We start from the raw sequence: 13,742 nt of genomic DNA, 5'->3' as shown, positions 1-13,742 counted from the left end.
CTCGCTGCGCGGCCGAACTGGCAGGGTGGAGGGATGGCGACCCTGCGCGAACGGATCACGGCCCCGGCACACCTCTCGTTCCCCACGGCGGTCGGCGGGCTGACGTTCCGTGCCGGCGCGCTCGACGACGTCGGGGCGATGCACGTCGTCGCGGTCGCGTCGGCCGCGGTCGACGATCCGCACGCTCGGCCCTCCACAGCCGACCTCGAACGGTCGTTGTCCACCGAGGGGTTGGACGTCGCCCGGGACACCGTGGTGGGCGTCGATGCTGGAGGGCATGTGCAGGCCTACGGCATCGTCATCGACGTCCCCTCCCGGGTCACCGCCGCGCGTGCGGTGCTCGAGGGGACGGTCCACCCCGACCTGCGCGGGCGGGGGATCGGACGGCGGGTGCTCGCGTGGCAGGTCGGCCGAGCCCGGCAGCGCCTGGCGACGCTCGACGTCGACCTGCCGGCCACGCTCGACGTCGGTGGGCGGCAGGGGTCCTCGGCGCTCCGGCTGGCGGCACACCTCGGCTTCGCGCCGGTGCGCACCTGGCTCGACATGCAGGTCGTGTTCGACGACCGGGGGCGGGACTCCGAGGCGGTCCCCACGCTGCCGGACGGACTCGTCCTGCGGCCCGTCACGGTGGACGACGTCGAACCGCTCCGGACGGCCAAGAACGACGCCTTCCGCGACCACTGGGGGTCCCAGCCGATGGTCGCGTCGGACTGGCGGGGGTTCCTCACCTCGGCCAAGAGCCGGCTGGACCTGTCGCGGGTCGTCGTGGGCGCTGACGGCACCGTCCTGGCGTTCACGATCGTCGAGGTCGAGCCCGACGGGTTCGCCGCGCGGGGCCGCTCGTACGGGTACGTGCACTGGGTCGGCGTCGTCCGTGCCGCACGGGGGACGGGGCTCGCGCCGATCGTCCTCGACGCGACCCTGCAGGCGATCCGCGCCGACGGCCTGTCCGCGGCGGTGCTGCACGTCGACGCCGAGAACCCGAGCGGAGCCGGTCGCATCTACGAACGACTCGGCTTCGTCGCCGGCGAGGTCCACGTCACCGCGTCGACGTCGCTCTGACCGTCGTGGCGGGGCTCCTGGACCCCAGTTCTGGGTGCATCCAGACCCCCTCCGCCCCCTCCTTCTGGGACTGCGGCCGACGACTGTCGCAGAAGTAGCGTGGTCGAGCGCCACATCCCTGGTGGTGCGCATCCCGACCACGTCTCGCCGCGCGCGAGTCCAAGGAGGCACAGGACTCATGGCGACCCTGTCCGAGATCCTCATCCTGAACGGCGCTCTGCCGATCGAGCACCTCGACTCGATGACGGGCGACGAGGACCTCGACGAGCGCGCCATCCGCGGCCTGGTCGACCAGGGCGTCGTGAGCGAGGCGCAGTTCATCACCGCCCGCGCGGCCTCGAACAACTCCCGCACCGTCCCGCTCACCGACTACCCGGTCGACGGCACGGCGGTCTCGATCCTGCCCGCGGCGCTCTGCCGTCGGCACGGCGTCCTCGGCGTCGGGTTCGAGGGCGAGCTGCTCATCCTCGCGATGGTCAACCCGACCAACGTGCTGGCGATCGACGACGCGCGCGCCGCGTCCGGACGACCCATCAAGCCGCTGCAGGTCGACGAGCGTGACCTGCTCACGGCGCTCGACCGTTACCTTCGTGCCGACGACGAACTCAACGACCTGACTTCGTCGCTCGAGGAAGAAGCCTCGGTCAGCTCCTCGGCCCAGGTCGACCTGGCCGACGGCGCCCTCGACGACGTCCCGATCGTCCGCTTCGTGAACCTGCTCGTGTCGCAGGCCATCCAGGACCACGCCTCGGACATCCACATCGAGCCCGGCGAGCACGAGGTCCGGATCCGCTACCGCATCGACGGCGTGCTGCACGAGATGGCCCCGGCACCGAAGAACATCCAGAACGGCGTCATCAGCCGGTTGAAGATCATGAGCGACATCGACATCGCCGAGCGTCGCAAGCCGCAGGACGGCCGCATGTCGGTCCGTCACGGCGGCCGCCAGATCGACCTCCGCGTGGCGACGCTGCCCACCGTGTGGGGCGAGAAGGTCGTCATGCGGATCCTCGACAACACGAACACGTCGTTGACCCTCAAGGACCTCAACCTCCTCGAGCAGAACTTCCAGGCGTACCAGCGGTCGTACTCGAAGCCGTACGGCATGATCCTGGTCACGGGGCCCACCGGCTCCGGCAAGTCCACGACGCTCTACACGACGCTGAACGCCGTCGCCAAGCCGGAGATCAACGTCATCACGGTCGAGGACCCGGTCGAGTACCGGATGGCCGGCATCAACCAGGTGCAGGTCAACCCGAAGGCCGGTCTGACGTTCGCGTCCGCGCTGCGCTCGATCCTGCGGTCCGACCCCGACGTCGTCCTGCTCGGCGAGATCCGCGACCACGAGACCGCCCAGATCGCCATCGAGGCATCCCTCACCGGTCACCTCGTGCTGTCCACGCTGCACACGAACGACGCTCCATCGGCGGTGACCCGTCTCACCGAGATGGACATCGAGCCCTTCCTGGTCGGTTCCGCCCTCGACTCCGTCGTCGCCCAGCGTCTGGCGCGACGGCTGTGCGACCGGTGCAAGGCGCCCGCCGTGTACGAGGCCGAACAGCTCCGCGCGCTCGGGTTCCTGCGCCCCGGCGACGAGGTCCCGGCGTTCTTCGCCCCCATCGGCTGCGCGGTCTGCTCGAACACCGGGTACCGCGGCCGCATCGCCCTGCACGAGGTCATGACCGTCACCGAGGAGATCGAGCGCCTCGCCGTCTCGCGGGCGTCCAGCGCCGAGATCAGCCGTGTCGCCCAGGCGCAGGGGATGCTCACGCTCCGCCAGGACGGCTTCGAGAAGGTCAAGCTCGGCCTCACGAGCGTCGACGAGATCCTGCGCGTGGTCGCGTAGGCACGAGAGAGCGCAGCAGATGACCGACTCCGTGTACGACATCACGATCCCCGGCGACGAGCCCGTCGCCGGCTGGCACCCGGGCAACCCCGGCACCGAGGTGGGCTCCCGGCGCGCAGCACGCCTGGCCGCTGCCGCCGCGGCGGCTCCGCCGGAGCAGGTCTACGACCTCGGCGACGACACCGCCGCGTGGCCGGCACCGTCCGGATCGCCCGTCGCCGTGCCCGTCGCCCAGCCGCTCGCCACCCCGGCGACGCCGCCCGCCGCGGTGCCGTCGTCGACCGCGACGTACGGCTACACCGAGGCCCCGACGCAGCAGCTGCCCGTCGCTCCGGTCGCGCCCGCACCGACCGCCACGCTCGGCGGCGACATCGACTTCGCCCGCCACGCCCGTGAGGTCGCCGATCCCGACCTCATCACCGCGCTCGCGCAGGTCGTCTACCAGGGTGCCTCCGACCTGCACGTCACCGCGGACGCCCCGCCCACCGTCCGCGTCGACGGCTCGCTCCGCCCCGCGGTGCCCGGCGGCGCGTGGTCGCGCGGCAAGGTCATCGCCGCCCTCAAGACGCTGCTGTCGGTCGAGCAGGCCGGCCAGTTCGACCAGGAGCAGGAACTCGACTTCGCGTACTCGCTGTCGCCGGAGTACCGCTTCCGCGTGAACTTCTACCAGCAGCGCGGCAACTGGGGCGCGGCCTTCCGCATCATCCCCACGAAGATCAAGACGCTCAAGCAGCTCGGCATCCCCGAGCACGTCGGCGACTTCGCCGGCCTGCCCCGCGGACTCGTCCTGGTCACCGGCCCCACCGGCTCCGGCAAGTCCACGACCCTCGCCGCCCTGATCGACCTGGTGAACGAGAGCCGTGCCGACCACATCGTGACGGTCGAGGACCCGATCGAGTTCATGCACGAGCACAAGCGGGCGATCATCAACCAGCGCGAGGTCGGCGCCGACACGCACTCCTTCGCCGCCGCCCTCAAGCACGTGCTCCGCCAGGACCCCGACGTCATCCTGATCGGCGAGCTCCGCGACCTCGAGACCATCTCCGTCGCGCTCACCGCCGCCGAGACCGGTCACCTGGTGTTCGCCACCCTGCACACCCAGAGCGCCCCCGGCACCATCGACCGTGTCATCGACGTCTTCCCGCCGCACCAGCAGGGCCAGATCCGCACGCAGCTCGCGGCGACCCTGCAGGGCGTCGTCTGCCAGACGCTGGTGCCGAAGGCGAACGGCGTCGGTCGCGTCGTCGCCACCGAGATCATGACGATCACCCCCGCCATCGGCAACCTGATCCGCGAGGGCAAGACCTACCAGATCACTTCGGCCATGCAGGCCGGGCGCGACCTGGGCATGCACACCATGGACCAGGACCTCGCCGAACTGGTCAACGTCGGCACGATCTCACGCAAGGCCGCGATGGAGAAGGTGCACGACGAAGAGGGCTTCGACCGGCTGGTGCAGCGCGTCGAGTCCCCGTCCGACTCATCGGCAGCCGCGATCGCCGCCAGCGGGATCGACTTCGGCGACAAGTTCTCCGGAGGCCACTGATGTCACTCGCATTCGACTACCGCGGGCGCGACGGTGCCGGCAAGCTCGTCAAGGGGCGTCTCGACGCCTCGTCCGAGGGCGCTGTCGTCCAGCGCCTCCGCGGCATGGGCGTCTCGCCGATCGCGATCACCGAGTCCAAGGCCGGCACGGGGCTGCAGACCGAGATCAAGATCCCCGGGTTCGAGAAGGGTGTCGGCCTCAAGGACCTGGCGATCATGTCGCGGCAGGCCTCGACGATGCTCACCTCGGGCCTCTCCCTGCTCCGGGCGCTGTCGATCCTGGCCGACCAGACCGAGAACAAGAAGCTCAAGGACATCCTCGGCAAGGTCCGTGACGACGTCGAGCGGGGCGTCTCGTTCTCCGACGCGGTGGCGAAGTACCCGGTGGACTTCCCGCCGATCATGATCAACATGATCCGCGCGGGCGAGACCGGCGGGTTCCTCGACCAGGCCATGGACTCCATCGCCACGAACTTCGAGAAGGAGCACAAGCTCCGCTCGACCATCAAGTCGGCGATGACCTACCCCGTGGTCGTCCTCGTGATGTCGTTGGTCGCCGTCGCGATCATGCTCATCTTCATCGTGCCGATCTTCCAGAAGATGTTCTCCTCGCTCGGCGGGCAGCTTCCCTTGCCGACGATGGTGCTCGTGTACGCGTCGAACGCGATGGTGTACGTCGGACCCGTCCTGCTCGTCGCCGCCATCGCGTTCTGGGTGTGGTGGCGCGCGAACAAGAACACGGAGCGGGTCCGCGCGTTCGTGGACCCGTTGAAACTCCGACTCCCGGTGTTCGGGCAGCTCAACCGCAAGATCGTGATCGCACGGTTCTCCCGCAACCTCTCGGACATGATCGGGGCCGGGGTCCCGATCCTGCAGGGATTGCAGATCGCCGGAGAAGTGTCGAACAACTATCTGGTCGAGAAAGCACTCCGGCGTGTTTCCGAAGCGGTGCGGAAAGGTGAATCCATCGCCGCGCCGCTGGCAAAAGAACCGATCTTCCCGGCAATGGTCTCGCAAATGGTCGCGGTCGGTGAAGACGCCGGATCGCTTGAGATCATGCTCGAGAAGATCGCTGCGTTCTACGACAGCGAAGTCGAGTCCACCACCGAGGCCCTCACCTCCCTGATCGAGCCACTGCTGATCGCCTTCCTCGGCGTTGTGGTGGGTGGCATGATCGTCGCGCTCTACCTGCCGATCTTCCAGATCACCTCGCTCGTCAAGTAATCACAGCACGTCGGCGTCCCTCGTCCGGGGGCACGTAACCATGGAATGCCCCCGTTACTGGGGGCATTTCAGTACCTCGAGACCCCCCGTTCTCGGGATTACGCCCGGAAACGCGCCTGAATACTCTTGTGTCCGGCGGCGGAGTACTCCCCGGCACAATCCCAAACGCATTCTCTGAAGAATGGAAACCACCATGTACTTCGCTCTCATGGGCAAGCTCGAGGCTCGCCGCAAGGGCCTGCTGGCCGAGGAGGAGAAGGGCTTCACGCTCATCGAGCTCCTGGTCGTCGTCATCATCATCGGCATCCTCGCCGCGATCGCCATCCCGGTGTACCTGAACGTGCAGAACAACGCGAAGGACGCCTCGGCGAAGTCGGACCTGCAGAACGCGAAGACGGCGGTCATCGCGGCCTACACGCAGAACAACACGTTCCCGTCGAAGCTCGCCGGACTCGCCGGCTACTCGGCCAGCGGGACCTACGACGCCGGCAAGGGGGTCGCGCCGGAGATCAAGAAGTCCGACGTGACCGCCGGGTCGTTCTGCATCCAGGTCACGAGCAACTCGACGAAGAACTTCTACGTCGACCAGGACGGCGGCGCGAAGGACGGCACCTGCCCCTGACCCCTTCGGGTTCCCAGACGGACTCCGGCTCATGACGAGTCGGAGTCCGTCTTCCACGAACGCGGCGCATCGGAGGTGACCATGCTGCGACTGACCGAGCTCCTTCGCGATGCCCGCGAACGAGACGACGGCTTCTCGATCATCGAGGTGCTCGTCGCGATGACCGTGTTCGCCATGATCGCAGCCGGTGTCGCCATGGGGATCGCGAGCTCCCTCTACCTCGCGCACGGCTCACGGTCGCGCGAAGTCGCGATCGGTCTCGCCCAGGACGCCATCGACAAGGCGCGGACGAGCAGCAACCTGTTCGGTGTCACGGACGCGACCGACTCACTGACCCGCAACGGGGTCGATTACTCCGTCAAGCAGACGGCCCGCTGGGTCCCGACCTCCGGAACCGCGAACGCGTGTGGGTCCGGTGGGGGACCGCTGGCGTACAAGCGGGTGTCGATGACCATCAGCTGGACGGCCGGTGGGCGTGGTGCGACCCAGTCGATCTCGATGAACAGCATGGTCGCGCCGACCACCTCGGTGACGGCCGCGAACCTCGGCACCATCGTCGTCTCGGTGTCCAAGGTCGACGGCTCGGGCAACCAGGGAGTCGGCGTCACGATCGCGCCGAACGCCAGCAACCCGAACGGCGCCGCAGCGATCACCTCGACGATCGGACAGACGGACGTGACGGGGTGCACGTACGCGCTGAACGTCAAGCCCGGGCGGTACGACGTCACGCTCACGAAGCCGGGGAACATCGACGACGGTACGTCGTCCGGTTCGCTCGGCGCGCAGACCGCCAGGCCGTCGACGACCGTCACCGTACAGACGAACCAGACCTCCGCGGCCAACTTCAACTACGACACCGCGCTCACGGTGGTGCCGCAGTGGTCGGATCCGGACCAGAGCACCACCGCCTTCACCCCGCCGACCAGCAGTCCGGTGTCGCTCCGTCGGAAGACCGCCGACTACGGTCCGTACGCGGCCGGGACGACGGCGCAGGTGTTCCCGTACGCGGACGGCTACAAAGCGGTGCCGGGGACCCCTGCGACCTGTCTCAGCGTCGACCCGGAGAACTGGACGACGGCGAAGGGCACTGCGGTGGCACCGCGCGCGCTTGCGCAGCCGCAGGCCGGCACGAACGCGGTCAAGGCGCCGGTCCAGATCGTCACGGTGAAGCTCGCGTCGAAGACGGACAACGCCCTGACGGCCACGACCGTCGCCCCGGCCGCGAACTCGGGAGATCCCGGATGTGCGACGCCGGTCACCTACACGTTCACCGGCCTGTCGAACCAGACCGCGACGATCGCCCTGCCGTACGGCACCTACTCCTTCCAGTCCGGCACCGTGCTGAAGATCATCGGGGGCATCGTCTCGCTGACCCTCAGCAGCGGTACTCCCTCGGCGACCCCCGCGACGGGTGTCTCCACGTCGTCCGGCAAGGTCCTGCTCGACCCCCGGCGGGCACCGTGATGCGCGCGCTCGCCCGGCTGCGTCGTGAAGACCGGGGCCTCTCGCTCGCGGAGCTCATCGTCGCGATGAGCGTGACCGTCCTGCTCCTCGCGATGGCAGGCGCCTTCTTCGCCTCCGTGACCCGCGCGTCCACGACGACGACCGGAGTGGACAGCAACACCCGAGTGGCATCGACCGCGATGCGCGAGATGCAACGGATGTTCCGGGTCGCGTCGAACAACCCGGTGGCGAGCGGCGTCGACACGCAGTACGCGTTCCAGTACGCCTCGGCGACCTCGGTGCGCTTCTTCGCGTACATCAACCTGAACTCCGCGGTCGACGTCCAGCCTGTCGAGGTGCAGTTCACGCTCAACGCCTCGAAGGGGACGATCACTGAGACGAAGTGGAACGGCACGGCGACCGACGCGTCGAAGAGCTACTTCGAGTTCCCCCGCGCGACGACGGCGACGCTCGGCAACACCCCGACCTCGACGCTGACGCTCGCGTCGTCGGTCGTGCCGACGGCACTGTTCACGTACCGGGATGCCGGTGGGAACTCGCTGATGCCCGGCGCGACGGGTCTGAGTGCCGCGGACCTGCAGTCGGTCCGGTCCGTCACGGTCGCACTGACCGTGGGTGAACGGGAGGCGGCGAAGCCGTCTGCCGCCAACAACGTCTCGCTCACGAGCACCGTGGGCATGCCCAACCTGCAGTTCGGAGGCTGACCGTGCGCCGCATGCTCGACGCGATCCGCTCGCGGGACGACGACCGGGGTGTCGCCCTCACCGCCGTGCTCGGGATCGGGGTGATCGTGATGATCCTCGCCGCGACGATGGTCGGCCTCTCGACGTCCGGCGCGACCAAGTCGGCTTCCGATCGTGACGGCGCCAACGCGATGGCGGCGGCGTACGCCGGGCTCGCCGACTACCAGTCGCGGGTCAACGCCGACAACACCTACGCGACGAAGTACGGCGACACCGCCCAGCCGTTCAGCAGTGGGAACACGTTCCCGAACCGCACCGGGGACAACGCTGCGTTCACCACCTGGGTCGCGGTGCCGGACTCGACGGGTGCCAGCGGCTCGACGTTCTACCGGTACGCGGTCGACAACAGCATCTACGGGCAGCAGGGCATCGTCCGGGTCCAGGTGACCGGCAAGGCAGGCAACACCACCAGGACCCTGGTCGCGAACGTCAAGCCCGACGGGTTCTCGAACTACCTGTACTGGACCGATTACGAATCCGGCGATCCGGACATCACCGGCGAGGACTGCTCGAACGTCTACCAGAACGCGACGTTCTCGAACTCGCCCGGTGGCGGCAAGAGTGCCTGTTCGCGGATCCAGTTCCAGGACGGTGACACCCTGAACGGACCGATCCGGTCGAACGACGTGATGCTCATCTGCGGCGGGACGTTCAAGAACACCGTGCAGTCCGCAGTCGGCACCACCGACTACGGGTGCTCACCGAAGCGGACGCCGTCGTACCAGTACTACAGCGGCTACCAGCCGGAGACGGTCGGGTCCTACACGCCCCCATCGACGATCAGTGCCGGTCGCGACCGCATGTACTCCGACGACGCAGCGATCACCTCGACCACCCCTGGGACCGGCTGCCTGTACACGGGACCGACCCAGATCACCTTCCTCGGCAACGGGAAGATGACGGTCCGCTCGCCGCTCACGCTCGCGACGAACCTGCAGAAGTCGAGTCCCTACGGTTCGACCCCGGCGAAGTGCGGGGCGATCGCCGACCTGCAGGGGGCGGGGGCCACACTGAGCACGAGTCTGCTCGCCAACAACCTGGTCTACGTGCAGGACGAGCCGGCCTCCGCGGGCAGCGGCAGCACCACGAACCCGAACTACTACTGGTCGAAGTACACGGCCCGCACGGCACCGTCCGCATGCATGAAGAGCTCCTCCGTGACCGACAACGGACTGGGCTTCCCCTACACGGGGCAGATCTCCGGGTACTCCGGCACGTACTCGGAGTCGAACCCACGGAACGCACAGGGCACGCCGGTCCCGTTCAGCACCGCCTACGGCTGCAGCAACGGTGACCTCTTCGTGTCCGGCAAGGTCGATGCGTCGATCACGCTGTCCGCCGAGAACTACGTCTACATCACGGGGGACCTGCAGTACGTGACCGCGAGGGCCGCCTCGACCGTGCTCGGCATCGTCGGGCAGGAGGCCGTGCTGGTCTGGAACCCGATGTACTTCAGCGGCGCCAGTGCGTACGCGTTCCTCGCGGACAACCGGACGGTCGCCGGAGCGCTCCTGTCGAACCAGGGCACGTTCACGGTGCAGAACTACGCCTACGGCGGGGACCGGGGAACCCTGACGGTGAACGGCTCGATCGCCCAGCGCTACCGCGGAGCCGTGGGCAAGGGATCGAACGGGTACCTCAAGGCGTACGGCTACGACACGAGTCTCGCGAGCTACACCCCGCCGTTCTTCCCGCAGCCCGTGGTCACCACGTACAAGGTGACCTCCCAGATCGAGGTCAAGCCGGCCTACGACGCAGGCGGGAGCCCACGGTGACCGCCGCGGTGATGGTCGTCGGGTTCGCAGCGGCAACGGGGCTCGCGATCGGCTCGTTCCTCAACGTCGTGGTCCACCGGGTCCCGGCCGGTCTGTCCGTGGTCGCACCGGCGAGCGCGTGCCCGCGGTGCGGTCACGAGATCCGGGCACGGGACAACGTCCCGGTGCTCTCATGGGCTGTGCTGCGCGGGCGGTGCCGCGATTGCGCCGCGCCGATCTCGGTCCGCTACCCCCTCGTCGAACTCGCCACGGCGGCCCTGTTCGCCCTCGTCGTGCTGCGCTTCGGGCCTGCGCTGCTCGCTGCCACCGATGCCCGTGAGGCGGCGGTCGCGACGACCGTCCTCGTCGCGATGCTGTACCTGATGGCGGTGTCGGTCGCGCTCACGTTGATCGACCTGGACGTCCACCGCCTGCCGAACGCGATCGTGCTGCCCGCCTACCCGGTCCTCGCCGCGCTGCTGACGGCCGCGAGCGCGTTGAGCGGTGACTGGGGTGCGCTCCTGCGCGCGGGCGTCGGTCTGGTCGTCCTCGGTGGCGGCTACCTGGCATTGGCGCTCGTCGTCCCGGGCGGGATGGGGCTCGGCGACGTGAAGCTGGCCGGAGTGCTCGGCCTCGTGCTCGCGTACCTCGGATGGGGACCCCTCGCAGTGGGAGCTTTCGGAGCCTTCCTGCTCGGCGGTAGCTTCGCCATCGGCCTCATGGTGGCCGGACGTGCGAAGCGCGGCTCCGGTATCCCGTTCGGCCCCTGGATGCTCGGCGGTGCCTGGCTCGGTGTGTTCATCGGTCAGTCGGTCCTCGACGGGTACCTGCGGATCATCGGACTGGCCTGAGGAAGGACCACACATGGCGAAGAACGTCGTCGGGATCGACATCGGCGGTGAGACGATCCGCGCTGTCGAGGTGACCAACCCGAACAAGCCGGACCCCGTGATCCAGCGCGTGGCAGAGGTCCCCCTGCCCGTCGGTGCGACCAAGCGCGGCGAGGTGCTCGAACCGAACACGATCGCGGCCAGCCTCCGGGAGCTCTGGCGCGTCGGACGGTTCCGGTCGAAGGACGTCGTCCTCGGCATGGGGAACCAACGGGTGCTCTCCCGCGACCTCACGGTCCCGAAGGCACCGCTCGCGCAGATCCGCGAGTCGCTGCCCTTCCAGGTCCAGGACATGCTCCCGGTGCCCGTGGGGGACGCGATCCTCGACTTCTACCCGGTGTCCGAGTCTGACGGTGCGGACGGCCCGGTCGTGCACGGTCTCCTGATCGCGGCCATCAAGGACGCGGTGCTCGCGAACGTCCGCGCGGTCCAGCTCGCCGGCCTGAACCCGATCGGTGTCGACCTGATCCCGTTCGCCCTCACCCGGGTCTACCTCCCCGCATCGCGGTTCCCCGGGACCCACGCACTCGCCGAGATCGGAGCGAACACCACGACGGTGGTCGTGGCGACCGACGGCGTCCCGCAGTTCGTGCGCATCATCCCGAGTGGCGGCGACGACCTGACCGGGACCCTCGCGACGGCCCTCGACATCGCGGTCGACCAGGCCGAGGCCGTCAAGCGGTGGATCGGTCTCGGTGCCCGGGCGCAGACCCCCGATGACATCCGTGCCGCCGCCACCGTCCGCGATCTCAGCAACGAGTTGCTGACGAGTCTGCGCAACACCGTGAACTACTTCGTCAGCACCAGGCCCGGGTCCGGCGTGCAGAGCCTCGTCCTCGCCGGCGGTGGCGCCCAGCTGCCGGGCTTCGCCGAGGCGCTGCATGCGGCGACGGGCATCGACGTCAGCATCGGAGACCCGTTCGCCGACGCGCCCACGAGCCGGTCGATCCGGCGAGAGGACGTCGCCGGCCGCGGTCTCGCCGTGGCGGTCGCCTGGGGCCTCGCGACCGGGAGCTGCGCAGCATGACCAAGATCCTCGAGCCCTCGAAGCGCGCGCGACGCGGCACCGGGGCCGCCCACGAGGTCCGGATCGCGGCGGACACCGCCCAACGGACGAAGCGGCAAGGACGCGGCGCCGGCCAGCCGCTCGTCGTGGGCGGCGTGCCACGAGTCGATCTGCTGCCGACCGAGGTCCTGATCGATCGTCGCCAGCGCGCGGTCGTCCGACGGGCCTGGCTCGGTGTCGTGGTCGTCGCAGTGGCGGTCGGAGCGGGAGTCGTCCTGGCCTCCGCGTCGGCGATGCAGGCCGACGCCCAGCTCGTCGCCGCGCGTGAGCAGACCGACTCACTCCTGGTCGAGCAGCAGCAGTACCGCGAGGTGCGCAGCACGGAGACGCAGTCCGAGCTCCTGCGCGCCGCCCAGCAGGTCGGTGGTTCGACCGAGATCGACTGGCAGACGACGCTCCAACGAGTGCAGGACTCGCTCCCGGCCGGTGTGACGATCACGGGTGTCCAGATCGACTCCGCGACCCCGCTCGAGGCCTACGCGCAGGCGACCGGTCCGTTGCAGGGCCAACGGGTCGCAACCCTCACGATCGATGCCGCGAGCCCGACGCTGCCGTCGGTGCCGGCCTGGCTCGACTCCGTGAAGGGTCTGCGCGGGTTCGTCGACGCGAACGCCAACTCGGTGACGCTCGACACGTCGACGAACGTCTACACGGTGGACATGACGATCCACCTCGACGAGAAGGTCTACGACGGCAAGTACGCAGCGAAGGACGGATCATGAGCCGCAACCGATTGATGCTCCTGCTCGCCGTCGTCGCCGCGGTCGTGGTTGCTGCCGGCGGCTTCTTCCTCGGCGTGCAGCCGCAGCTCGACCGTGCTGCGACGGCGAAGAGCGACACCGAGAGCATCAGCGCCGGCAACGCGACCACGCGCGCCGAGATAGCCCGCCTCCGCGAACAGGCGAAGAGCCTGCCGGAGATGCGGACCCGGCTCGCGACGCTCCGGGCGTCGGTGCCGGACTCCGCGGGCGCCTCGTCGTTCATCAGCCAGCTGAACGGGACCGCTGACGCGGCCGGGGTCCAGGTCGCGACGATCACCGTGGGGGACGCGACGGCGTACACCCCGCCAGCGGCGAGCTCCGAAGGCACGACGGGCGGAGCGTCGGCATCGTCCGACAGCGCCGCGACGGCGACGTCCTCGGCGACACCGACGGCGGCGGCGACCACACCCGCTGCGCCGAAGACGGCCACCGACAGCAGCATCACGGCGCAGAACTTCTCCGTCATCCCCGTGTCCGTGACCGTGAACGGGGAGTTCCCCGAGGCGCTCGCCTTCGTCAAGGGAGCGCAGTCGAACGCGCGGCTCTTCCTGATCGACTCGATCTCGTCGTCGTCGCCGAGCACGGCGGCCGCCGACTCGGACGCGCAGGCAGAAGAGCCGTCATGGACGTTCAGCGGCTCGATCTACGTCTTCTCGGACTCCAGCTCGACGGCAGCTGCCAAGGGCTGATCCGACCCCCGCGGACTGGGGTGTGACGCGCCACGCCGCCCCCTCTTCCGCGACACCCGTCGGCCTGCGTACGATG

12 protein-coding genes are annotated in these 13,742 nt (G+C 69.0%); all 12 read left to right on the top strand.

All coding sequences use genetic code 11. From position 1 onward, the window contains the following. Positions 1-33: 33 nt before the first annotated feature. The gene (locus ACXKZB_RS17950) at positions 34-1,062 is read left to right on the top strand and encodes a GNAT family N-acetyltransferase (protein WP_488824053.1); all 1,029 of its coding nucleotides are present in this window, start codon (positions 34-36) and stop codon (positions 1,060-1,062) included. 178 nt (positions 1,063-1,240) lie between these two features. Further along, positions 1,241-2,908, top strand: a complete 1,668-nt coding sequence (locus tag ACXKZB_RS17945; RefSeq protein WP_488824052.1) for a GspE/PulE family protein — start codon at positions 1,241-1,243, stop codon at positions 2,906-2,908. Positions 2,909-2,927: 19 nt separating this feature from the next. Continuing rightward, positions 2,928-4,454, top strand: a complete 1,527-nt coding sequence (locus ACXKZB_RS17940) for a PilT/PilU family type 4a pilus ATPase (protein WP_488824051.1) — start codon at positions 2,928-2,930, stop codon at positions 4,452-4,454. Then, positions 4,454-5,677, top strand: coding sequence for a type II secretion system F family protein (locus ACXKZB_RS17935; RefSeq protein WP_488824050.1), 1,224 nt, complete (start codon positions 4,454-4,456; stop codon positions 5,675-5,677). Before ACXKZB_RS17940 ends, ACXKZB_RS17935 begins: the two co-directional genes overlap by 1 nt. Positions 5,678-5,870: 193 nt before the next feature. Continuing rightward, on the top strand, positions 5,871-6,299 hold the full coding sequence (locus ACXKZB_RS17930) for a type II secretion system protein (RefSeq protein ID WP_488824049.1): 429 nt from the start codon (positions 5,871-5,873) through the stop codon (positions 6,297-6,299). Between the two features lie 81 nt (positions 6,300-6,380). After that, positions 6,381-7,763 (top strand): type IV pilus modification PilV family protein, encoded by a 1,383-nt coding sequence (locus ACXKZB_RS17925; RefSeq protein ID WP_488824048.1) that lies wholly within the window; start codon positions 6,381-6,383, stop codon positions 7,761-7,763. Further along, a complete protein-coding gene (locus tag ACXKZB_RS17920; protein ID WP_488824047.1) occupies positions 7,763-8,467 on the top strand; it encodes a hypothetical protein in 705 nt (234 codons plus the stop codon). The genes ACXKZB_RS17925 and ACXKZB_RS17920 overlap by 1 nt, the downstream gene beginning before the upstream one ends. A gap of 11 nt (positions 8,468-8,478) precedes the next feature. Continuing rightward, the gene (locus ACXKZB_RS17915) at positions 8,479-10,281 is read left to right on the top strand and encodes a hypothetical protein (protein ID WP_488824046.1); all 1,803 of its coding nucleotides are present in this window, start codon (positions 8,479-8,481) and stop codon (positions 10,279-10,281) included. Next, on the top strand, positions 10,278-11,111 hold the full coding sequence (locus ACXKZB_RS17910; RefSeq protein ID WP_488824045.1) for a prepilin peptidase: 834 nt from the start codon (positions 10,278-10,280) through the stop codon (positions 11,109-11,111). The genes ACXKZB_RS17915 and ACXKZB_RS17910 overlap by 4 nt, the downstream gene beginning before the upstream one ends. A gap of 13 nt (positions 11,112-11,124) precedes the next feature. Beyond that, a complete protein-coding gene (gene pilM, locus ACXKZB_RS17905) occupies positions 11,125-12,177 on the top strand; it encodes a type IV pilus assembly protein PilM (protein WP_488824044.1) in 1,053 nt (350 codons plus the stop codon). Continuing rightward, complete coding sequence (locus ACXKZB_RS17900; protein ID WP_488824043.1) at positions 12,174-12,938, top strand: hypothetical protein; 765 nt, start codon at positions 12,174-12,176, stop codon at positions 12,936-12,938. Before pilM ends, ACXKZB_RS17900 begins: the two co-directional genes overlap by 4 nt. After that, positions 12,935-13,666, top strand: a complete 732-nt coding sequence (locus ACXKZB_RS17895; protein ID WP_488824042.1) for a hypothetical protein — start codon at positions 12,935-12,937, stop codon at positions 13,664-13,666. Before ACXKZB_RS17900 ends, ACXKZB_RS17895 begins: the two co-directional genes overlap by 4 nt. The last annotated feature ends 76 nt before the right edge of the window (positions 13,667-13,742 follow it).

The sequence above is a fragment of the Curtobacterium sp. ABR8 genome (genome assembly GCF_057812125.1).
The sequence above is the reverse complement of the archived record's forward strand: the minus strand, read 5'-3'. Positions and strand labels throughout refer to the sequence as shown.